This is a genomic window from Flavivirga jejuensis, assembly GCF_030540765.1.
Taxonomy (GTDB): Bacteria; Bacteroidota; Bacteroidia; order Flavobacteriales; family Flavobacteriaceae; genus Flavivirga; species Flavivirga jejuensis.
Genome location: NZ_JAUOEL010000003.1, coordinates 156124 through 178623, shown reverse-complemented (window position 1 = coordinate 178623; position 22500 = coordinate 156124). Strand labels below are relative to the sequence as shown.

18 protein-coding genes are annotated in these 22500 nt (G+C 32.0%); 15 read left to right on the top strand and 3 right to left on the bottom strand.

The window, feature by feature from the left end; translation table 11 throughout:
- The first annotated feature begins 3 nt into the window (after nt 1–3).
- From Q4Q40_RS09490 to Q4Q40_RS09430, 13 genes are all read left to right on the top strand, one after another.
- Nucleotides 4–2727 (top strand): CRTAC1 family protein, encoded by a 2724-nt coding sequence (locus Q4Q40_RS09490; protein ID WP_303301559.1) that lies wholly within the window; start codon nt 4–6, stop codon nt 2725–2727.
- 40 nt (nt 2728–2767) lie between these two features.
- Nucleotides 2768–8341, top strand: coding sequence for a type I polyketide synthase (locus Q4Q40_RS09485; protein WP_303301558.1), 5574 nt, complete (start codon nt 2768–2770; stop codon nt 8339–8341).
- Nucleotides 8342–8424: 83 nt separating this feature from the next.
- A complete protein-coding gene (locus Q4Q40_RS09480; protein ID WP_303301557.1) occupies nt 8425–8874 on the top strand; it encodes an acyl-CoA thioesterase in 450 nt (149 codons plus the stop codon).
- Nucleotides 8875–9015: 141 nt separating this feature from the next.
- On the top strand, nt 9016–9744 hold the full coding sequence (locus Q4Q40_RS09475) for an ABC transporter ATP-binding protein (RefSeq protein WP_303301556.1): 729 nt from the start codon (nt 9016–9018) through the stop codon (nt 9742–9744).
- Between the two features lie 10 nt (nt 9745–9754).
- Nucleotides 9755–11002, top strand: coding sequence for an ABC transporter permease (locus Q4Q40_RS09470; protein WP_303301555.1), 1248 nt, complete (start codon nt 9755–9757; stop codon nt 11000–11002).
- A 181-nt stretch (nt 11003–11183) separates the two neighbouring features.
- Nucleotides 11184–12872, top strand: coding sequence for an MBL fold metallo-hydrolase (locus Q4Q40_RS09465; RefSeq protein ID WP_303301554.1), 1689 nt, complete (start codon nt 11184–11186; stop codon nt 12870–12872).
- Nucleotides 12873–12998: 126 nt separating this feature from the next.
- Entirely contained in the window at nt 12999–13283 is a 285-nt protein-coding gene (locus Q4Q40_RS09460; protein ID WP_303301553.1) for a ubiquitin family protein, read from the top strand.
- A 17-nt stretch (nt 13284–13300) separates the two neighbouring features.
- A complete protein-coding gene (locus Q4Q40_RS09455; protein WP_303301552.1) occupies nt 13301–13765 on the top strand; it encodes a hypothetical protein in 465 nt (154 codons plus the stop codon).
- Nucleotides 13766–13791: 26 nt separating this feature from the next.
- Entirely contained in the window at nt 13792–14556 is a 765-nt protein-coding gene (locus Q4Q40_RS09450) for an outer membrane lipoprotein-sorting protein (protein WP_303301551.1), read from the top strand.
- A gap of 81 nt (nt 14557–14637) precedes the next feature.
- Nucleotides 14638–15933, top strand: a complete 1296-nt coding sequence (locus tag Q4Q40_RS09445; protein WP_303301550.1) for a hypothetical protein — start codon at nt 14638–14640, stop codon at nt 15931–15933.
- Nucleotides 15934–15998: 65 nt separating this feature from the next.
- Complete coding sequence (locus Q4Q40_RS09440; protein ID WP_303301549.1) at nt 15999–17144, top strand: hypothetical protein; 1146 nt, start codon at nt 15999–16001, stop codon at nt 17142–17144.
- 12 nt (nt 17145–17156) lie between these two features.
- On the top strand, nt 17157–18326 hold the full coding sequence (gene moeB / locus Q4Q40_RS09435) for a molybdopterin-synthase adenylyltransferase MoeB (protein ID WP_303301548.1): 1170 nt from the start codon (nt 17157–17159) through the stop codon (nt 18324–18326).
- Nucleotides 18327–18345: 19 nt separating this feature from the next.
- Nucleotides 18346–18873, top strand: coding sequence for a YtfJ family protein (locus Q4Q40_RS09430; protein WP_303301547.1), 528 nt, complete (start codon nt 18346–18348; stop codon nt 18871–18873).
- A 42-nt stretch (nt 18874–18915) separates the two neighbouring features.
- Here the strand turns inward: Q4Q40_RS09430 and Q4Q40_RS09425 are convergent, their stop codons facing one another.
- A complete protein-coding gene (locus Q4Q40_RS09425; RefSeq protein WP_303301546.1) occupies nt 18916–19572 on the bottom strand; it encodes a 4'-phosphopantetheinyl transferase family protein in 657 nt (218 codons plus the stop codon).
- A gap of 163 nt (nt 19573–19735) precedes the next feature.
- Between Q4Q40_RS09425 and Q4Q40_RS09420 the strand changes: the two genes are divergently transcribed.
- Nucleotides 19736–20872, top strand: coding sequence for a putative porin (locus Q4Q40_RS09420; RefSeq protein WP_303301545.1), 1137 nt, complete (start codon nt 19736–19738; stop codon nt 20870–20872).
- Nucleotides 20873–21314: 442 nt separating this feature from the next.
- Here the strand turns inward: Q4Q40_RS09420 and Q4Q40_RS09415 are convergent, their stop codons facing one another.
- Both Q4Q40_RS09415 and Q4Q40_RS09410 read right to left on the bottom strand, forming a co-directional pair.
- The gene (locus tag Q4Q40_RS09415) at nt 21315–21533 is read right to left on the bottom strand and encodes a hypothetical protein (protein ID WP_303301544.1); all 219 of its coding nucleotides are present in this window, start codon (nt 21531–21533) and stop codon (nt 21315–21317) included.
- A 111-nt stretch (nt 21534–21644) separates the two neighbouring features.
- Nucleotides 21645–21926 (bottom strand): hypothetical protein, encoded by a 282-nt coding sequence (locus Q4Q40_RS09410; protein WP_303301543.1) that lies wholly within the window; start codon nt 21924–21926, stop codon nt 21645–21647.
- 111 nt (nt 21927–22037) lie between these two features.
- Here Q4Q40_RS09410 and Q4Q40_RS09405 point away from each other — a divergent pair, with 111 nt between their 5' ends.
- Nucleotides 22038–22352, top strand: coding sequence for a helix-turn-helix domain-containing protein (locus Q4Q40_RS09405; RefSeq protein WP_303301542.1), 315 nt, complete (start codon nt 22038–22040; stop codon nt 22350–22352).
- Nucleotides 22353–22500: the final 148 nt, after the last annotated feature.

Sequence of the window (22500 nt, the reverse complement as noted above, 5' to 3'; positions counted from 1 at the left end):
ATAATGAAAAAGAGTTTAGCAAAGAAACTTAAGATTATAACTTTAGGAGTAATCACATTTTTAATCGTGTTTGCTATAATATTTCACAATATTGTAATATATAAAGTAAGCCAAGTAACTAACGTTGAAGCAAAGTTTGGAGAAGAATTAGATGGAGCCAATGAAGATGTTAAGTTTCTTAATGTCGTAAAAAATAATAGTAAACCTTTAGATGAAAGTAAATTTTCAAAATTAGAAAAACCTTCAGCATTTAAAGAAGTAACCCTTTTTGATGATGATGCTAAAAACTGGGGAACTTATGCGGGTCAGTACGGGTCATGTGGGTTATTAATTTTTGACGCAAATGGGGATGATAAATTAGATACTTATTTCTTGAATCCTGGAGATAACTGGGTGCGTCCAACAGATGAAAAAGGTGTTTTAAAAGAAGAACCTAGGTTACAGTATAATGCATTATTCTTAAATATGGGGAATGATGAAGCTGGTAATCCAATTTATAAAGAAGTTGATGAATTGGCTAAAGCAAACGATACTTATGTGAAAGAAGAAATTCTAATAGAAAACTATTTGTTTCCTCGTGAAAATTTAGCGGATTCCCGTAAGCGCAAAGGACGTAACTCACAAACAGCTATAGCCGCTGATATTAATGGCGATGGTCTACAAGATATTTTAGTTGGTAACGGTATGGAAGGCATGGTATGGTCTTCACCAAAAACGCAACGTGTATTAGGGCAGTTTGTGCGCCCAGTAGGACGTCAGGCAAACAATGTGCGCGTACCAATGAAAAGTCAGGGCTTAGGGTTTATAAAAGGATACCAACCACGTGATAACACAAATGATCAAAGAGAATCATCAAATGGAAACGAGTTTTATGGAGCCAACACGATTTTCTTGAATATGGGAGATAAAGATAATGATGGAATACCAGAATGGAAAGATGTAACTAAAGAAACAGGGCTTTCTGGTAAAAGAAACACATTCTCAATTTTAGCTGCAGATTTCGATTTAGATGGTGACTTGGATATTTTCGAAGGAAATGCAATGGATGAAGATTATTGGCCAGGTGGAGCTAAAGCACTTTCGGGAGGTGCAAACCAATTATATATTAACCAATTATCTGAAACAGGAAAATTAACCTTTATTGAAAAATCTTCAGAAATGAATGTTGATGGGGTTTATGATGAAGATAATCCAATGCCAGACTATTACCGGGTTCGTAAGTTACCAATACTACCAAAAGAATATTCATTGGCGTTTATGAGTTTTGAGCCTTATAAACCAAAATGGCTGACAATTAATGGTCAGGAATCAGAGCATGGGCAATTATCATGGTCCTCAGTAACACAAGATGTAAATCACGATGGCTATCCAGATATATGGGTGGCAAATGATTTAGGATGGTTGCGTTTATATATTAACGATAAAGGAAAAGGATTCGTTCAGCCTAAAAAATATGCACGTTCAGATAAATCAGGATACTGGATGACTTTTTCGCCAGCCGATTTCAATAACGATCTAAAAGAAGATGTATTTGCAGGAAATTTAGGAGGGTCTTCGATGAATTTTGCATTCTCCTATCCAGATCCTAATATGATTTTAGACCCTGTGATGACCGTAGGAACCATGTCTCAACAGTACTTTGCAAACCGTCACCGTGCTATGCATGCCGTTATAGATGGTAATGATTTTAGAAACGAGTTAGAGACCAAAGTAAAGCACTCAAAAGCATTACCTCCAGATGCAGCGTTACCAAATAATGTACGTCCATTTATACCAGGAGGGCGTCATGTCCCTTACGATATTAATAGTTTAGACCCCTATGAATTTGCTTGGGGATCTACCACCTTGGATGTTCAAAACGATGGTAGGAAAGATTTATACTGGATAGGATGCTTATGGGGATCTGGAGGAGGTATTTTTCCGATTATGGGAACAGGTCCAGGCCGTTTATTGGTAAATGCTACAGATAAGGGGGAGAAAGTGAATTTTAAAGACCTAACAGCCGAATACAATGTGTTTAATATTTTAGAAATGAAATATGATAAACTAGATAGCGAAGGACATATCTATCGTAAATCACCAACCAAGAATTGGGGTAAACGAAGTATGGTATATAGCTACGATTTGGATGTGTGGGGATTACAAGGACCAGATGTGCTTCAAAAAGTATCCAATAGGTCTATGATTCAATTAGCGGAAGAAGGGCGTTCGGTTGTTGCAGCCGATATTAATAATGACGGCTATCAAGATATCATTTTAAGAAACATTGGAGGTTACGATTCAAGAAAATCAACAGGAGTAAATTTAAAAGCCAAAATTGATGGAAAAATAAGGGTATTACCTGCTCACGATGCTAACTTCCCGACACCAACCAATTTTGAGCCAGGAGATTCAAGAGTATTTATTAATACACATAAAGGGAGCAATTATTTAAAGGTAAGACTAGAGGATAACACCCTAGGCTCTTTCAACAAAAATGGAGTAGGAGCTAAAGTATTTGTTAATAAGGATAATTTAATGGTTAATCGTGCAGGGGGCGGAGGCTTTCTATCGAACTACTGCGGTGATTTACATTTTGGGTTAGGTAACAAAAAAGCAGAGACCATAAAAATCCAATGGCCAGACAAAGAGCAAACTGTAGAAGAATTTAAACTAGGTTCAATAGCTAATGGTATTGTTACGATTACAAAAGGAGAAGGGCTAACTAGCTGGAAAGAAAATTTGTAATCAGCAGTCATTAAAGTACTAATAATAAAAATCGGATATCATGAAAAAAAGCGAAGGTATAGCTATAGTGGGAATGGATTGTCGTTACCCTGGAGCTAATAATATAAATGAATTTTGGGAAAATATTTTAGCTGCTCGTCAACAATTTAGAGCCATGCCTGATAAACGTTTGAATTTGGATTATTATGGTACTGATGATAAAGACGCTGTAGATTTAACTTATATAAAAAAAGCAGCAGTATTAACAGATTATCATTTTGATAGAGTGAAATTCCGAGTTTCGAAGTCCACATTTGAACAAACCGATTTGACTCATTGGTTAGCATTAGATGTAGCCGCAGGAGCTTTGGCTGATGCTGGTTTCGAAAACGGTGTAGGCTTGCCTAAAGATAAGGTAGGGGTTATTATAGGGAATTCGTTAACAGGAGAGTTTACTCGCGCGAACATTATGCGTTTACGCTGGCCTTACGTGTTTAAAGTATTTGAATCTACTTTAAGTAATTTAGATTATAGTAAGGAAGAAATAGCATCTATACTATCTCAAACTGAAAAAGTATATAAAGAACCCTTTCCAAAACCAGATGCAGATACATTAGCAGGAGGGCTAAGTAATACTATAGCGGGTAGGGTTTGTAATTATTTCGATTTTAATGGAGGAGGTTATACCGTTGATGGCGCTTGCTCTTCATCTTTATTAGCATTAACCAATGGTTGTAATGCTATTATAAATGGCGAAATGGAAATGGCATTAGTAGGGGGAGTCGATTTAAGTATAGATCCTTTTGAAATGATAGGTTTTGCCAGAAATGGTGCTTTGGCAGTAGAAGATATGCAAGTCTTTGGGGATAAATCTCAAGGATTTTGGCCAGGTGAAGGTTGTGGAATTGTTTTAATGATGAAGGAATCTCAAGCAAAAGAAATGGGATTAAATATCTATTCTGTGATTCGTGGTTGGGGAATTTCTTCAGATGGTAAAGGAGGCATGACACGGCCTAAACCTGAAACGCAACAATTGGCATTGGAAAGAGCCTATAGCCGCTCAGGTATCGATATATCTCAGGTTACTATGTTCGAAGCACATGGAACGGGGACTCAAATTGGAGATAATATAGAGCTTACAGCGTTAACAAATGCATTATCAAGTAGTGATAAGTTAGAGAAACCAGCCATAGTAAGTTCTGTAAAACACCTCATAGGTCATACCAAAGCAGCTGCAGGCATTGCAGGAGTTATAAAGGCGTCAATGGCTACAAAAAATAAAGTAGTACCTCCGTCTGTTGGTACTTCTGGGGCGCATCCTGTGATTAAAGAAAATAATGATAAGATAAAAGTAGTTCATGAACCAATACCTCATAATGATGAGACGGCATTTATATCAGGAGTTTCTTCTTTTGGTTTTGGGGGAATCAATGCACATATTGTATTAGAAAGCGCCAGTTTAGAAGCGTCCAATTACAGTGAAAGCGCTTTAAATAAATATGCTAATAGTACAAGGGATTTTGAGATCTTCCCCTTTACAGCAGTAACTAAAGAAGCTTTAATTAAGAAGTTAGAACAAGTTGCAAAAATAGCTTCCAAAATTTCTAGAGCACAATTTCTAGATCTTTCAAATTCTATATTAAAAAATTTTAAAACGCAAGGAACATATAAAGCATCCATTGTTGCAGCAACACCAGACCAATTAGAACAAAATGTAAAGACATTATTGCAGCATTTGGAAGTTTCTGAAAAGAAGCTAATTAACGAAAAAGAAGGTGTCTATTTTAATGAAAACAAAAAAAAGGAAAATATCGCATTCCTATTCCCTGGACAAGGAGCACCTATTTATAATGGACAAGGAGGCTTTAAAAAGTTACATCAAGAAGTATCAAACGAAAGTGCAAGTATAGTAGATGAATCTAATGATATATTAGAATCTACAATAGTTGATACAGAAATTGCGCAACCAAAAATAGTAGAGAGCACTTTAGAATCCATAGAGCTTCTCAAAAACTTAGGAGTAAATGCTGATTATGGAGTAGGTCATAGTTTAGGTGAAATTTCGGCTTTAGCATGGGCAAAAACCATTAGTAAAGACCAAGCGATACATATGGCACAGGTACGCGGAAACTGTATGTCTAGCCTTGGAGAAGAAGGAGGTACTATGTTAGCATTAAGTTGTGAAGAAACTGTATTAAATAAACTAATAGAAAATATTGATGTTGTTATTACAGGTTATAACGGTAAAAATAATTACGTAGTAGGAGGTATTAAAGAAGCTATTATAAAAGTAGAAGGTAGAGCTTTTAGTTATGGTGTGAAAAATGCACTTTTAAAAGTGTCTCATGCATTCCATACCCCTATGATGAGAAATGCAGCATTAGAATTCAAAAAACATTTAGACCAGTGGGAATTTAAAAAACCTTCAAAAAATGTAATATCTACAATTACTGGTGATAAATTAGAAGAAGATAGTTGTTTAGGAACCTATTTATACGAGCAAATAGAAAATCCCGTAAAATTTTCGCAAGCTATAGAATCTTTAAAAGAAAATACATTGTTTTTTATTGAAGTTGGTCCTGGGACTACTTTACAAAAAACTTTAAAAAATGATGCAGACGTTAATGTTGTTTCATTAAACTACGGAAATGAATCTTTAAAAGGCCTATTAAGTACATTATCAGCTTCCTTTATACATGGCGCAGCAGTAAAGTTTGAAGCGTTAACAACAAACAGATTCTTTAAAACTTTTGACATCGAAAATTGGGTGTTAGATGTGTTAATAAATCCTTGCGAGATGATAGATTTTAAATCTTCGGACATAAAGGAGCTAATGAATCAGAAAAATCAAGAATCAGAGGCAATAGTTTCAACAGATTCTTCAAACTTATCAAAGCTACCAACAGAGCATACCGAGGAGGGTGTTTTAACATATTTAAAAAACCTGATAAGTGAAAAAACGGAAATCCCTGTAGAAGTCATTACAAATGGAGACCGTATTATGTCCCAATTGCATTTAAATTCATTAGTGATTACAGAAATAGTATCACTTGTAGCTAAATCATTCAATAAGAGTCATAAAGTGTATTCGGCAGCTTCAATATTAGCAAATGCAGATGGTACTATAGAAGAGTTAAGTAAGTTAATTTATGAGGGAGAAAATGATAATAGAAGCAACTCGGAATCTAAAATGTTTGATTTTTCAGAATATACCAATTGGACACATATTTTTAACCGAATAGATGTCGTAAAGAAACGCTCTAAAATAAAAACGATAGAAGGAGAAGGCGCTATTTTAATTCAAGGGACAAATTCTAATTTAACACAAAGCGTTCAAAATCTAGTAAATACACAAAAATTTACTTTAGGTAATGGAGGGGTTTTTGTATATCAAAATACAGATACTAATGACGTATTACAGGATTTTTTACACTTCTTAAAACACCCGCAAATTCTACAAAGTAACTTTGTAGCGGTCATTCAGGTAAATAATAGTAAAGAAACTACAATTACAGACTTAAAACCAGTTTTCCGTTCTTTCATGTTAGAACATTCTATTATAGAAAAAACACTGGTATTGGAAATAGCAGAGACTATTGAAGATAAGCTTACCATTATAAAAGAAGAACTTGAAGTGATTTCGAACTATAAAGAAGTCATTTATTCGGATAAAGAAAATAGATTTGAATCCCAGTGTGAAGTGTTTTTTCCAGAAAAAGGAAGTATTACAAACCAAATAACATCAGATGATGTCATTTTAGCTACAGGAGGAGGTAAAGGTATTACATTTGAATCTGTATTTCAGTTGGCTAAAAAAACAAATGCAAAATTAGCCATTCTTGGTCGATCAAAAGAAAATAGTAGCAAGGAGTTGTCTGATAACTTAGCGTTATTAAAGGAGCAAGGTATCGATTTCAACTATTATAGTGTTGATGTTTGTTCAGAAGATTCCACGGCTCAAACAATAGAAAAGATTAAAAGCGACTTTAAGAAAATTAGTGTCATAGTTCATGGAGCAGGAATTAATAATCCTAAAAGTATTCAGGATCTACAGGCCAAAGATTTTGAAATAACAGCTGAAGTAAAAGTTAACGGTTTAAAAAATGTTATAAATCAACTTGAAATACAAGACTTACGATTTGTAATAGGGTATGGTTCTATTATTGCTCAAAGTGGTATGCAAGGAAATGCAGATTACGCTTTTGCAAATGATCAACTCGCCCTATATATTCAAGACTTAAAGAGGCTTGCGCCAAATTGTAGATGTTTAACATTAGAATGGTCAGTTTGGGATGAAACTGGAATGGGAGCTAATTTGAATAGTATTGATAGTTTAAAGCGTATAGGAGTATGGCCTATACCAGTAAAAAATGGTGTCACAATTTTGGAAAACATTTTGGCAGATGCGTCTTGCCAAGAAGGAAGATATATTGTATCGGGAAGGTATGGAACCATTCCTACACTTACTTTTAGTAAAAAGAAGAATACATTAGATAGGTTTGTTTCTAAAATTGTTTATCAAATTCCTGAAGTAGAGATTATTTCCGAGGTAGGAATTAATCTTAATGATGATATATACTTGAAAAATCATGTATTTAATGGACAATACGTTTTTCCAACTGTAATGATTTTAGAAGGAATGGCTCAATGCTGTAACTCGCTATCTAAAAATAAAGATTCGTGGAATTTCGAAAACCTAAAGATTAACAAGTCCATTTTTATACCAGAAAAAGGAGTTAATAAGATTCGTTTTGTGGTTTCGAGAGTAGCAGAAAACACTTTTCAAGCTGCCGTATTAAGTGAGGATTCTAGTTTTGAAGTAAAATGTTTTGAAGCAACAATAACTTATAAATCTGTACAAGTAGCCAATAGAAATAGTATTGACACGTCATCATTAACTAAGTTAGCAATTCATACGCCAACACATTTTTATGATGACTTGTTATTCCATCATGGCCCTTTTAGAAGAATAAAACACTTCCATGAAGTAAATGCATTAGATGCTTTAGCACTCACAACAACTTCGTTAGAGGAATCTTGGTTTGGAGATTTTGTATCTGCAAATTTAATTTTGGGAGATCCTGGGTTAAATGATGCGGCTATACATTGCCATCAAGCATGTAGACCTTCACAACAATTGCTTCCTACAGCTGCTAGTGAAATTTATATAAATGCTAATCCAGTTGAAGGATCATTATATATCCATACGAACGAATTGGAGGAAATAGGAAACGAAACTACCATAAATGTTTACATAACAAATGCAGAAGGAGAAGTAAAACAATATTGGAAAGGCTTGGTCTTAACAAAAGTAACTGGAGTTGATAAAAATCAAAAGTGGATTCCTGAGTTGTTGAAGCCTTATTTAGAATATCATATTAAAAAAATAATAGAAAAACCTTTTAAACTAACACTTTCGCAAGTTGAAAACTTTGTAAAAAGTACCATAGAAAAAGGTTTTGCTACTATGGATATTGATGCTGATTTTATGATTACGCTAGGTACAGAACAATCTTACCAAGACGAAAGTAAAGATAATGAAAACATAATTTTTAATTCTTCTACTTTTTTGGAAAATTATGGAAAAAAAGTAGTATTTTTCATATCAAAAAGGAAGGAAAAATTTGTAGTTTAAGTAGTGTTTGAATTAAAAAAAGACTATTAATGATCTTCTTTTTAAATGTTTAATACTTATAAATAACATTAAAATTAGCTAATATGCCAATGATTTATACTCCTCAGGGAGCTTGTTTTGAATACAGATTTAAAACCACATTTGAAGAAACCAATTTAGTTGGGAATATATATTTTGCCAATTATGTTTTATGGCAAGGGAAATGTAGAGAGATGTTTTTGTACGAAACCTGTCCCGATGTGATTAAAGATATTAACAATGGACTTTCACTAATTACATTGGATTTAAGTGTGCAATACATATCTCAATTGTTTGCTTTTGATAATGTTGTAATGCATATGTTTCTAGAAGCCCAAAGCCCAAGTAGGTTATTAATGCACTTTAAATATTACAAGGAAGAAAACGAAGCGCTTGTATTAGTTTGTGAGGGAACACAAGCAACGGCATCAATGCGGGAAGAGAATGGGAAAATGGTATCAGTACCTTTTCCAGAGTCTATGTTTGATGTTTTTGAAGAGTATGAAATTATGTGATTTTTAAATCAGGCAAAAATCATATAACCGTTTTATATAAGATTAGTTATAAATACTATTTGTTGTTATCGGGGTCATCCATGTTTTATGTTCATAATAGCAAATTTTTAAGGAAGAATAAAAACGAAACACAATAAAAAAATGAGTAAATCGAGCACTTTAATAGAGTTAAATAGTGTATATAAAACATATTTTTTGGGAACCCAGAAGGTTAAAGCGTTGAAGAATATAAACTTTTCCATTATGCATGGTGATTTTATAGCCATAGCAGGACCGTCTGGAAGTGGAAAAAGTTCATTATTAAATTTAATTTCCATGATAGACGAACCAACTAATGGGGAGATTCTTTATGGAGATGTGAAAATTAAAGACTTGACCGATAACCAAATTACAAGCTTTAGAAATAAAAAAATAGGTATTGTTTTTCAAAATTATAATTTGATTCCAGTACTAAATGCTGTAGAAAACGTAGCCTTTCCTTTGCAGATAAATAAAGTTTCTAAAAAAGAAAGTATCGAAAGAGCCTCAAATTTATTGGAAGAAGTTGGGCTAGGAGAACATTTAAATCATAGACCTAATAACTTGAGTGGAGGGCAAAAACAGAGAGTAGCTATTGCCAGAGCATTAATTACAAATCCAGAAATTGTAATAGCAGATGAACCTACAGCAGCTTTAGATAGTAAGACAGGTATGGATATTATTAATCTTATGAAGCATTTAAACGAAACTAAAAAAACAACGTTTATTTTCTCTTCTCATGATCCTAAGGTCATTGATAATGTAGATTCAGTAATTACATTACGTGATGGAGAAATTATACAGGCAGAAAATGCAGTACTTAAATCAAAAGAAGAAGTAATAAACTCATAAAAGCACAACCATGAACTATTTAGATTTTGCAATACGAAATATAAGAAGACATAAAAAGCGTTCTTTAGTAACCATTTTTACGATTTGTTTAGGTTTTACAGCCCTTGGAATTATGGGAGGGATTTTGAATAATATTTTTTCTCGTTTAAAGGAACAATCAATAATAACCGAAAAGCTAGGACATATAACTTTTGCAAAAGAAGGGTTTTACGAGAATGGTAAATTACATCCAGAGGAATACTTATGGAACGAAAAAGAAATGAAAAGCATTATAAGTATTCTGGAAAATAGTGGTGATGTTGAATTGGCAACGCCTCGATTAAGTTTATTTGGAATAGCAAGTAATGGAGAAGCTTCTACAATTTTTATAACAGAAGCTATCGTACCAGAAGACGATCATGTGCTAATTAAAACAAACGTTGATGGAAGAACAGATAGAGAAGATATCTCTTTAGCTGTAGCAAAAGACAAAAATTCAGATGTAGCCATAGGATCAGAATTATCATCCAGTTTAAAATTAAAGGAAGGCGATTATTTAACATTACTAACAACTACTAAAGATGGTATTGCTAATGCCGCAGATGTAGATATTAAAAAAGTCTATAACACAGGAAACCCTGCGAATAATGACAAGTATGTGTTATCAAATTTTTATATGGCTCAGGAGTTGTATGATACCAAAGGAGCAGAGCGTATTGTGGTTACTTTAAAAGAACCTAAGAATATTGGCGAAGCCCAAGTAAAATTAAATAGTTTATTAAAGGCAGCGGGATATAAAGTAGAGTCCAAAACTTGGGATAAACTCTCATTAACTTTTGGTAAAGTAAAAACCATGTTTGAAGTAATATTTAGAGTTTTAACAATGATTATAACAGTTATTGTGTTGTTAACACTATTAAATACTATGCAAATGGCAGTTACAGAACGTACCCGTGAAATAGGAACAATAAGAGCAATTGGAGTCCTTAGAAAAAACATAATAAAATTATTTTGTGCCGAAGGTATAATAATGGGGATTATAGGATGTCTATTAGCATTGCCAATTTTATTCTTAATCGCATTTATTCTAAAAACTCTTAATGTCACTTTCATTCCACCTGTAGCATCAACCGAGGTACCAATAGCTTTAATATTAAAACCAAGTAAAATAGTGCCGGTATTTGTATTATTTGTGGTAGCCTCTTTAGTTTCCGCATTCTTAGCTTCAAGAAAAATAGCGAAACAAAAAGTAGTTATTTCATTATCTCGAACAAACTAAAGTTTTATAGCTCATAAAACCTACAATGAAATAAGATATAATTATTTTTCTATATGGATGGATGCGGATGGAAAGGAAAGAAGTTAAATATCAATAAATGTGCATGTTCTTGTTCAAAAAGAATGAATCAAAAGGAGGTTTTATTTATTAAAATTAAAAATATATGTCAAATTAATCAATAATGAAACTTATAAAGACAATAAAAGGTATCATGCTGTTTGTTTTTTTTGCAAGAATATTTTTTTCATGTGAAGAGGAAAAAGATATACCTAATAACGATCCTATAATAGCATTGCAATCTGTAGTAGATAGCTTGGGAGGAATTCATGTCATTGAAAACTTAAAAAACATTAGTTATACTACAACGGGAGCATCTTATGAATACGAACAAAATGGACCAAACCAAGTTGAAGAATTACTAGTTAATAACTATGTATACGATTTAGTTTCTTTCATTGGAGAAAGAAAATTGAGTATAAATTATAAGAAAAATTTAGGATTATTCCCTTTTAAGTATAATTCTCCGAAAACGGAAATCATTATAAATGATAAAAGAGGAATGCTTGAAGGGCAATATAATTTTGGTTCTATATATCTAGGATTTAATCAAAAGGTGCCTTTAAGTATAGAACGTATGGAAGCGTTGCTTAAGGTACAATTAATGAGTAACCCATTGGCTTTAATAAAGGTATTAGCTCAAGAAACAGATTTAACAACAGAAACTTCAAAAGGCATTTTCCAATTATCGACAATTATTGATAATTTAAAAATAGAGGTCGTAATAAATCCAAAAACTAATTTGCCAGAAAGAGCAACGATCATAGAATCCGATTTTATGTTTGGAGACACCCCTTTTGTTGTGAACTATTCAGATTGGGAGCCCATAGGTGAAACAAAATACCCTAGATGTATAACACATACATTTAGAGGAGATGTTTTAAGAAAGGAAACGATTTCTAGTATAGCACTAAATAATACAGATATACCTGACGATCATTTTAATGTACCGATCTTAGGTGAAGGGGGCGTGTATAATAAGGAGAAAGCAGAGCGAGGTTATTTGTTCTCACAATGGTACCACAGAATGTTTTATATGCATTTAACGTTAGATCAAGATTTGTCAAAAGCTTTTTTGTTAGAAGAGGCAGATTTATCACAATTTAATTTAAGAAGCCAAAGAGTAAGTGATCATATCAAAATTATAGGAAGACCAGATGTGACTATATGGGGAGTCGCTATAAAAACTTCAAAAGGAGTCTATTTTGTAGATAGCTCAATTAATGATATATGGGCGAAAGCAATTATGAATACTACTAGAAAAGCGTTTCCTAATGAAAAGTTTTTAGGAGTTATTCCAACACATATACATGGGACACATATTTCTGGAATTCGTGAGTTTGCTGCAAATATGAAGGATATTTATATAGGTGCATCAGGAGAATCATTTGTGAAAGAGGTATTGGCATCAAAACATTTATTGGTACCAGATACTTATGAGAATTTAAATAAGATGAATAAAATTCATCCTGTTTCGGAGAAAGAAATCATTGGAGATAACGAAATTGTAATTTATGATTTTAGTATTAAGGATATACCAAATAATCCTCATTCCAAGGACTTAGTAGCAGTATATGTCCCAAAAGAAAAAACATTGATTCAAACAGACTTTTACTATTCTGGTCTGGCAGAAAATGTTTTTAATAATAAAACATTACGTCAGTTTCAAGAGCCTATAAAACAATCGCTCAAACAAAGGGCGCAGTTTGTGTTAAAGTTTATTGAAGAAAAGCAGTTGGATGTAGAAAAGATAATAAGTACTCATGGAGGCGTAGGTTCTATTGATGATGTAAAGGTGATTGCTAATTATTAATCGAAAAGAATTTCCCCAGGCACTGTCTGCCAATGAAGGCAGGAATAGTTGGTTTCAAGAAATTCTTTATTAAAATAATTATAAGAAGTAATTAAAGAACAAAAGTCAGCTTAAAAACATAAAAGAATGAATATAACAAATGTAACTTTAAAATTTCCATCTCAGTTCTCAGGGTATATCAATAATGAGAAAACAGCGCAGTTCGAAGGAGAAAAATTCTCTGATTTTATAAACTATTTAGATGACACTTTTGGGTATATCAAAGAACGTCTTTTTGATGAGAATGGGGAATTACGCCCATATATCAATTTTTATATAGGTAAAAAAAATATAAAAACACTTCAAGGATTGCAGTCTGAAGTGTCTAATGGAGAAAAAATAACCCTTTTACTTTCACGGGCAGGAGGATAAAATAAAAAATAGTTTCAATGACTTTAGTAGAAAAAATTTTGTTATCACTACATACCATTGCGGGAGCAGTTTGGATAGGATCTGTTTTTATGGGAGCATTTATAGATACGCCAGCAGCAGAAGAAAGTGTAGAAAAAGGAAAATTTCCATTTAAGTTTATAATAGGTCAAGGAAGGAGGGTGTTTTACAGTGTATACTTTGGGATTTTTCAATTATGGGCAACAGGTATATTATTGTTAATAGTGCACCCGCCATTAAACAGTATAGAAATAAGAATGATGATAGGAAAGTTCTTTTTTCTTTTCATAATGACTGCTTTTACACTTTATGGAACTTTTATTACATGGCCAAAAATACAATTAGCTACAGATAAAGAAGCTTATACTCTACATAAGTATTATAACTATAGAGCTTATGGAACATTTGTTAGCGGCATTTTGGGTTTGTTATTAACCCTATGGTTTTATTTATACAAAATATAAAGATCTTATTTATAAAAAATTAAATTATGAAAAAAACAGTTCTAGCACTTCTTGCACTTATTTTTTTAGTTTCAACATCGTTTAAAGAAGTTAGTGATACTACAGATTTTGAAGAGATCTTGAAACAATCCGATTTTTATAGAGGAGGTCGTGTACCAGGGATTTCTTGGGATTTAGAAGTACAAAATATAGAAGAAGGAAATTTGAGAAATAAATTAAATCTTAAAGTAGAAGCCACTACAAATTCTGAAAGCCAATATGCATTAATTTCTTTCTTGAAACCTAAAAAGTATGATGGACAAAAGCTGCTATTACGAGGAAATAATATGTGGTTTGTAAAAAGAGGAATGAGAAGACCAGTACCTATTTCAGGAAGGCAACGATTATCTGGCTCGGCAGCTAATGCAGATGCAGCCGCAGCAAACTATTTTTTAGATTATGATATAATAAATACTTCAAGTGAAACAATTGAAGGAAAAGCATGTTGGAAATTAGAATTAATAGCAAAAAAGAATTTAGTAAGTTATTCAAAAATTATCTATTGGATATCTAAAGAAGAGAGTTTTGGATTAAAAGCAGATTTTTTTGGTAAATCGGGAAAACTTATAAAAACAGGTTACTTTGATTATGAAAATAAAGTGACTTATGAAAATAAGTCATACAAATACATATCAAAAATTACGATTATAGACAAAATCAACACGAAGGATAAAACTATTCTGGATATTGTAAACCCAGCATTTGAAGCTTATAGCAATGCTAAATTTCAAAAAAATAGTTTGTTAGAGTAAACAATCGAATAATAAAAGTTTTAAGACCATTCAGTAGTCAGTTTTACCAATAATCGAAGAACTTTAAGTTAATTCATACCAATGAAAAAAGCAGTAGCACTAATATGTGCACTAATGTTGGGGGTATATTCCTTTGCACAAACTCAAAAAAAAGAGGAAAGTAAATTCAATAATCTGGTAAAGCAGATAAGGTGGTCTGTGGATGTGTTGCCCTTTACCAGGATAACTAAATTTGACGAAGATACAGGAGGGTTAAATCCCCAAAATAGAATTGCCAGATTAGATAAATATAATGGCGGATTGTACCTGAGACCAGATCTTAAATTCAAAAATAAGGCATTTTCTTTTTTCTTAAAACCTCGTTTTAATACCGACTGGAGAGAGCAAAAAGGGATGGAAACTGAATTTTATTTTCAGCAAGCAAAACTTAAAATGCAATTAAACGATGCTTTTTATATAACGGGAGGTCAATATATAAAAAGTATAGGAACGTCTGTTTATGTAAACCCCAGTAATCCCTATTTTTTAGAATCAGGAAGGTTGAACCCAAAAATAGAATTGCGCCCAATGAATTTTGTAGAGTTAAATTTCACAAAGGAGAATTGGGATTTTACACTTATTTCAAACGTACACGAAGGAGAAGCAGAACTTTTTGATTTTCCATTCTTTGAATTCAAAAGACAACATGGACTATTAGTAGAATATTATGGAGAATCCCAAACTATAGGAACCATAGTTTCTATAAGTGAAGATGAACGTTATCATTTAGGGTTTTATGGCCAACGTAATTTAAACGATGCCACTCTGGTTTGGTTTGATGGTGCAGTAAACTATAATCCAAATAGGTTTTATCCAGTAGAAGGTCATAGTACAGAACTTTTACCATTTGAAATGGTTAATGGCGATGAAAATAAGAACTACTTTTTTTCAGGCTTAGTAGGTGCTTCATATACCTTTAGTTTTGGGCCAACTCTAAATCTAGAATATTATTATAATGGAAAAGGTTATGATGATAAAACCTTCGATTTATATAAAGAAACAGTAGTCGCAGGATCATTAAGTAATTTCGATGTCATTTTTGATTTGTCTAACCTTAATTTAGGTAGAGCGGCCAACACAGGGATGCCTTATTTACGTAGAAATTATATTTTTTCACAGATTGGTGAGAATGATGTTTTTGGGGAGTTGAATTATAATTTTAGATACTTCTATTCTATAGACGATCAAAGTAGCCAGTTTTCATCATTAATAGAGTGGAATGCGTTGGATAATTTAGAAATATTTTCTGTGTTTATTGCCAATATAGGAGAAAAAACTTCCAGCTTTAATAATCTATTAAATAACCAATTAATGTTAGGAACTATCTGGAAGTTTTAGAAAGTCAGTTCAATAGATATTTAATATGAATTGGTAACTAATAAAATCGTTTATAAAACCAAAATATGATGAAAACACCAAGCTCAATTTTGATTATTTTTATGATCTTTTCTATATTTTCATGTCATAATGATGATTCAGACGACAATAATTCAGAATCAGAAAAATCCAATTTAAAATCATTTCTAAGTGAAATACGCCCAGTATATTTTAATAACTTAAATTTCGAATCAAGTGAGGTAGAAAATGCGATGCCAGTTTTTTTTAATAATTTAAGACTGACTTATAATGACCTCGAAAAACAATTTAACGAAGGCAAGTTCACAACCAACTTCGATTTAAATCAAATGAGGAGAGCACAAATGTATTATTCATTTTACATTACAGGTGTAGTAGGAGCTTATTTAGAAGGAACAATAGATTTTAAATCTATAACAGGAGATGTAAAACAAGGAATATATAGTGGCGTAAATGTTGACAATCCAGATTTTATTCAAAAAGAAATAAAAGCATTAATGGATAGAGCTACAGAAGTAGCAGAAAAGGCAGTAAATATTGCTGGTTATAATGATTTAACCTATGGTTTTTATGCTATAATAAAGCAAGTACAGCAACGTGCGTCTAACAATAATATTAATAATGCTGAAAATCATGATTTAATTATAGATTATACACAGCAAGTATTAAAAGATTATACGCTAGTACCAGTATGGAATTTATTAGCGCCTCAAGTGGCGATGTCCAATTATAAAGATCCATTAAATACTTTTGACAACCCTAATCTGAATCTATTATTAAAGCAGATAAACGAACGTTTAGGACCAGATGCGGTGCCATCTTTAGGAGGACAAACAACAGAGATTATTGGGCCTTTGTACCGTATGGATTTAAACATAAAAAAAATAGATTGGTTGTTTAAAAGCAATCCAATTCTTTCGCAAGACCAGATTAATGAACTTAAGGAATACCTCGACGTAACAGATGTAGCAGCAAATTCAATAGAAGTATCCAGAGCTAGTGTTTTGGAAGTATGGAAAGATAATAAAACATATTACGAACGTAAAGACAAAATAAGTGCTATAAAAGAATATTGGGAAGCTGCAAGGCAAGGTAAAAAAGCAGAGCGGCCAGAATTGGAATCATTTATAGATTCAAAAAACTTTAAAAAAGCATACCAGTGTTTTGCCTGCCATCAATTAACTAATCAGTAAATAATATATACAATGAGCATTAAAGATCATTTACAGTATTTAAAAGATACAACGGTAAAAGAAGTTGATGTAAGAAGCGCACACCAACAATTTGCAGATAATCAAAGTGTATTGATTGATATAAGAGAGAAGGACGAAGTAAAATCAGGAAGTCCTACTGGAGCAGTGAGGATTTCTAAAGGACTATTGGAAATGCAAATAGAAAATATTGTTTTACATAAGCAACAAGTAGTTTTATTGCTATGTGCTAGCGGTAATCGTTCCGTGTTATCTGCCAATTCGTTAGCTCAAATGGGGTACGAAAATGTGTTTTCAATAAAGGGAGGTTATAAAAATTGGAAGGATAGTGGCTTACCTTTTGAAGTGCCAAAAATGCTTAATGAAAGTGATAATGAGAGATACAAGCGTCATTTATTAATACCAGAAATAGGAGAAGAAGGTCAGATGAAATTATTAAATAGTAAAGTTCTTGTTGTGGGAGCTGGAGGAATAGGTTCTCCGGTAGCTTGGTATTTAGCCGCCGCAGGCATAGGTACGTTAGCGATTATTGATGATGATGTGGTAGACAAAACAAATTTGCAACGTCAAATATTGCATACAAATGATAGTGTGGGAACTTCTAAAGTTCTTTCAGCAAAAAAACGATTAGAAGCTTTAAATCCAGATATTAATATTATAACCTATAAAGAAAGGTTAACCAAAGAAAATGTAGATCATATTATTGGAGTTTATGATGTGGTTTTAGACGGAACGGATAACTTTAATACGCGTTATTTAATTAATGATGCTTGTGTAAAGCATAAGATTCCTAATGTACATGGTTCAGTATTTCAGTTTGAAGGTCAGGTATCCACCTTTTGGCCATCAAAGCATGAGAATGCGCCATGTTATCGTTGTTTATACCCTTCACCACCTCCAGCAGAACTGGCGCCTTCTTGTGCAGAAGCTGGCGTTTTGGGGGTACTACCAGGTTTAGTAGGGGTTCTGTGTGCTACCGAAGCTATCAAGATTATTGCAGGATTTGGTGAGCTGTTAATAGGAAAGTTACTGGTTTATAATGCGTTAGATTGGGAATTTGACACATTTGAGGTGCAAAAAGACACGCAATGTAAATATTGTAATAGTAACAAAAATACCGAATACCCTGAATATGTAGAATACGAAGATACATGTACATTATAATCATAAAAAATATTAAAAAATGAAAAAGCTAACACTAATTATTTTTTTAGTACTCATCGTTGAAAATACGTTTGCACAGCGTTCTTTAGAAGTAGGTAAGGAAGTGCCTTTTATTCTGTTGTCTGAAGAAAATGGGGGCTTTCTTAAAACAAAAACAGATTGGAAAGCATCAGATATTTCTGGAGAGCCAACATTGGTAATGTATATAGATCCAGATAACGAAAAAGACAACTTACATGTAGAAGAAAAAATTCAAAATACGTTTAAAAATTCAAAAATTAGGGTCTTTGGAATTGTAAATTTAGAAGCTACCAAACTTCCTTTTTTTGCGGTAAAAATGAAATTAAAGAAGCGAGAAAATAAGAATGAGTCGCTACAAATAGTATTGGACAAAAACAGAATAGTAGAAAAAATATGGGGATTACAAGACGATAAATATCATGTGTTGTTCTTTGATAAAAAAGGTGTTTTACGGTTTATAAAAAATGGTGTTTTAAGTAATGAAGAGTTAGATACTTTAATAGCAACAATTAAACAATATAAATAATTAAAGGTGATTTTATAGGAAAGTGTGTTGTTGGTTTAAGCATTAAAAATGTAATTTTTTAATCTCAAAAGAAGTTTTATTATTACAAGCAAAGTAGGTGCAATAATTAGACATAATAGATAATTTATAAAATGTCCAAACAGTATTATTGTAACAGACTCTGTTAGTTGGAATCTCTATGTCTTTTAGAGTAGAAGATAGGCCATCTCCTGTGGCTTTTAACAAAGCTTCTTTTTTTGTCCATAAGTCAAAGAAAAGAGAAGGATTGGAACTGTAGTTTAAGAGTTCCCATTCACTGTCTGAAAAATGGTTTTTAAAATTATAAAGATCAACAGTTATAACTTCCTCAATATCGATACCAATAACATTGTATAAACTAACAGCACAAACAACAATGTCATTGCTGTGAGAAATACTAAAATTTACATGAGGACTTGTCTTTAGTTGAGGTTTGCCCGTAGAATTATAGGTCATTTGAGACATGTCAAAGGCTTTAATGTTTAAAAATTTTAAGGCTTTAAATAAAAGAGCGCGTCCCAAAAGACGATCGTAGGGAATGGTTTTTTGTGTTAATGAAATTTGTTCACCAAAACGTAAAGAATTTTTTAAAAACTCAAAATTTTGTACTAAAAACTCAGAATTTATAAAAGCACTAACCTCTGAATAAAATATTAAATCTTTAGTAATAGAAGTAGACATTGGTTGTTAAAATTTAGACTTAAAACATAAATGCAAAATGAATATGTATATAACACTTTTACAACGCAAAACCTTTTTCATTTTACTAGCATAAATATAAATCAGTACTAATTGCTGAAAGCGATAATTATAAAAACTAATATCATAATTATAAATTAAAAAAATGGAGTTTCATAAGTTTAAATTACTAACAATTTTTATAATATTTTCTTTAAACCCGATTTTAGCTCAAGAAAAAGAAAAAACTACAAATAAACCAGTAGTCTTTGGCGATTTTCGATTTAGAGGAGAACAGGATTGGGATTCAAGAAAATCTAATGGAGATTTTCGCAAAGACCGCAGCAGATTAAGATATCGGTTTAGACTGGGTGTAAAATACGATTATAAAGATTGGGCACAAGTAGGAGCACGGATAAGAACTGGTAATATATTAGATCAACAAGGACCACATATTACCCTGGGAGGAGGAGACTCAAAAGAATTTGGGCTTGTGAATTTAGGGTTTGAAAAACTCTACTTTAAAGCAGAATATAAATATCTATCAGGTTGGATAGGAAAGAATAGCTTTCCTTTTTTTAAGCAAAATGAATTGTTTTGGAATGACAATGTATTTGTAGAAGGTATTGCAGTAAGTTTTTCAAATTTTTCTGAAAAGAAGTTTTTAAAAAATATGACCCTTAATTTAGGCCATTTCATTTTTGAAAGTAAAAATTCAGGATTAGATAAAGACCGATTTTTACAAGGCATACAATTGGTTAAAAAGTTTAAAAATTTATCTGCTTATACTGGGATTTACTATTTGAATCATGTTCCCGATATTCCCGATGGGATGGGGACTTTTGATATTGAATATAATATCTTAAACCTAGGTGCGCTATATCAGTTTGGTATAGGCAATACGTATAGACTAGGAGTAGATTACTATCAAAATTTAAGTGATAACCCTCAAATAGAAAAAACGATTAAAGATGAAAATACAGGTCTCGTTGGTAACATAGGTTTCGGAAAATTAAAGCAAGAAAAGGACTGGAGTTTTGATATTACATATGCTTATTTAGAGAAAATTTCTGTAGTAGATTATTTTGCACAAAACGATTGGGCAAGATGGGATTATGCTTCCTTTGAAGCGAGCGGTTCTCGTTTAACTAATTTTCAAGGAGTAGAATTTAAGATTGGTTACATGCTAAATAAGCAAATGAATCTAATTTTTAGAGGGTATCGAGTACATCAAATTAAAACGTTGGGGCAAGAAAAAGAAACAGGATCTCGGGTAAGGATTGATTTTAATTTTAAATTTTAGGTCATGTTATTGTCTTCTTCATCTATAAGTCGAACAAATATAATTTTATAGGACAAGTTCTAATTATACATAAATTTGGATCATGCCTAATTGTTGTGTTTAAGCAAAAAAATATAATTAATCTGAATGAAAAGAATTCTGCATTTTTTTTGACACCTCTGAATTGTGCTCTGAAAACTTTAATTTTAGCATTGAAAAATTTTGCAATGTGCTAATTTGGTGCAAACCGTTTATCTAGAAGTAGCGATATTGATCCTTAATAAGTTTAACTATAAATAACAATATTATAAAGATATTTGATTAAACAAGTTATAAACAAACACATTATAAAATAATAAGTCTCCTAAATTAGGAGACTCAATATCTGACCATCATTCCCTCAATAAAATAAATAGATAGTCAATTTTGATTGCTCACAATCAAATAAATTTGGTTTAAAATTTTACCAAAACTCAATGAATACACCATTGGATGTGTTTTTAAGTGTAACACTAACTGGTATTTCTTCACAAAGTTTCGCTAATTGTATAATTTGATGTTTTACCAAAGGTTCTTCAACGATAGTTATTAAACCATCAAAATTTCCTTTTTGGGTTTCAGTTTTAAAGATGTCTTTAAAGCCTTCTTCAATTCTTTTATGGTATTTTTTATTTACTGCCATTTTATAATTAAGGTTTTAAAATTTTATTCTCGGATTTATAGTTTTGTAATGTTTGTATGGTAAGGGCTATGATCGATTGACTATATATACTGAGATTGTTATTCATTTTCGCTACTTATTGTTCTTTAGAATTTTTTTCAAGCGGTTAGACATGGTTTTGTGTTCTCTAGCTATTTCAACAATGGCATTAAAGACTAAAATATTCTTAGAAATACCTGCTTTTGTATTTCTAACAGTTTGAGAATCGGATGAAATTCCGTTTTCTTTTAGCTTGTCTATAACTTTAGCAGTGTATTCTTTTGGGAGATGAATTGTTAGTAAATTTTCGAGTGCCTCCTGTTCTGTGCGAGTCTGTATATCATATAATGCACATAATTTGTTTAAATTTGTCATAGCTTGTATATATTTGTAAGTAATTGAGTGAATTTACATACAAAAGTATATAAATAATTAAAATAAAAAAATATATTTTATTCATAAGTATAATTTATAATTATTCTAAATATGGTGTTTAAGGAGAAATTAAAGCAATTAATTAAGAGTAAGTATAGCAGATATGGTGATTTAGCTGATAAATTTAACATGAACTATACGCAATTATCGCAATATATAAATGGTAAGAAAATATCAATTGAGTTCTTACATAAGATAATTGATGAATTTCCAGAGGTAGATCTTAATTGGTTATTAAGAAATGACAATATGGATAGTTTGCAAGAAGGTATGGAGGCTTACAAAGTACCATTGACTAAAAAACAAATTATAGATAGAATAGAAGCTTTAGTAGTAGAGTTGAAAGCCCAAACGCAAGAAGAGTGATATGTTTTTATTAGTCTACGCTTATTGCGTGGCAGGAAAACTCTATTTTGAAAAGCTGGGGAGCAATATTTACAAAATTGGTAGTTGAACCTACCTATGCTGGACAGGCAGGCTAACCCCGCTTTTTTTAGCGAGATCTTTAAGATTA

What these genes read in the sequence shown, in the direction of transcription:
- moeB (WP_303301548.1), top strand. Translation starts at nt 17,157, where the DNA reads ATGAGCATTAAAGATCATTTACAGTATTTAAAAGATACAACGGTAAAA.
- Q4Q40_RS09470 (WP_303301555.1), top strand. Translation starts at nt 9,755, where the DNA reads ATGAACTATTTAGATTTTGCAATACGAAATATAAGAAGACATAAAAAG.
- Q4Q40_RS09415 (WP_303301544.1), bottom strand. Translation starts at nt 21,533, where the DNA reads ATGGCAGTAAATAAAAAATACCATAAAAGAATTGAAGAAGGCTTTAAA.
- Q4Q40_RS09420 (WP_303301545.1), top strand. Translation starts at nt 19,736, where the DNA reads ATGGAGTTTCATAAGTTTAAATTACTAACAATTTTTATAATATTTTCT.
- Q4Q40_RS09460 (WP_303301553.1), top strand. Translation starts at nt 12,999, where the DNA reads ATGAATATAACAAATGTAACTTTAAAATTTCCATCTCAGTTCTCAGGG.
- Q4Q40_RS09465 (WP_303301554.1), top strand. Translation starts at nt 11,184, where the DNA reads ATGAAACTTATAAAGACAATAAAAGGTATCATGCTGTTTGTTTTTTTT.
- Q4Q40_RS09450 (WP_303301551.1), top strand. Translation starts at nt 13,792, where the DNA reads ATGAAAAAAACAGTTCTAGCACTTCTTGCACTTATTTTTTTAGTTTCA.
- Q4Q40_RS09430 (WP_303301547.1), top strand. Translation starts at nt 18,346, where the DNA reads ATGAAAAAGCTAACACTAATTATTTTTTTAGTACTCATCGTTGAAAAT.
- Q4Q40_RS09445 (WP_303301550.1), top strand. Translation starts at nt 14,638, where the DNA reads ATGAAAAAAGCAGTAGCACTAATATGTGCACTAATGTTGGGGGTATAT.
- Q4Q40_RS09405 (WP_303301542.1), top strand. Translation starts at nt 22,038, where the DNA reads ATGGTGTTTAAGGAGAAATTAAAGCAATTAATTAAGAGTAAGTATAGC.
- Q4Q40_RS09455 (WP_303301552.1), top strand. Translation starts at nt 13,301, where the DNA reads ATGACTTTAGTAGAAAAAATTTTGTTATCACTACATACCATTGCGGGA.
- Q4Q40_RS09440 (WP_303301549.1), top strand. Translation starts at nt 15,999, where the DNA reads ATGATGAAAACACCAAGCTCAATTTTGATTATTTTTATGATCTTTTCT.
- Q4Q40_RS09490 (WP_303301559.1), top strand. Translation starts at nt 4, where the DNA reads ATGAAAAAGAGTTTAGCAAAGAAACTTAAGATTATAACTTTAGGAGTA.
- Q4Q40_RS09475 (WP_303301556.1), top strand. Translation starts at nt 9,016, where the DNA reads ATGAGTAAATCGAGCACTTTAATAGAGTTAAATAGTGTATATAAAACA.
- Q4Q40_RS09425 (WP_303301546.1), bottom strand. Translation starts at nt 19,572, where the DNA reads ATGTCTACTTCTATTACTAAAGATTTAATATTTTATTCAGAGGTTAGT.
- Q4Q40_RS09480 (WP_303301557.1), top strand. Translation starts at nt 8,425, where the DNA reads ATGCCAATGATTTATACTCCTCAGGGAGCTTGTTTTGAATACAGATTT.
- Q4Q40_RS09410 (WP_303301543.1), bottom strand. Translation starts at nt 21,926, where the DNA reads ATGACAAATTTAAACAAATTATGTGCATTATATGATATACAGACTCGC.
- Q4Q40_RS09485 (WP_303301558.1), top strand. Translation starts at nt 2,768, where the DNA reads ATGAAAAAAAGCGAAGGTATAGCTATAGTGGGAATGGATTGTCGTTAC.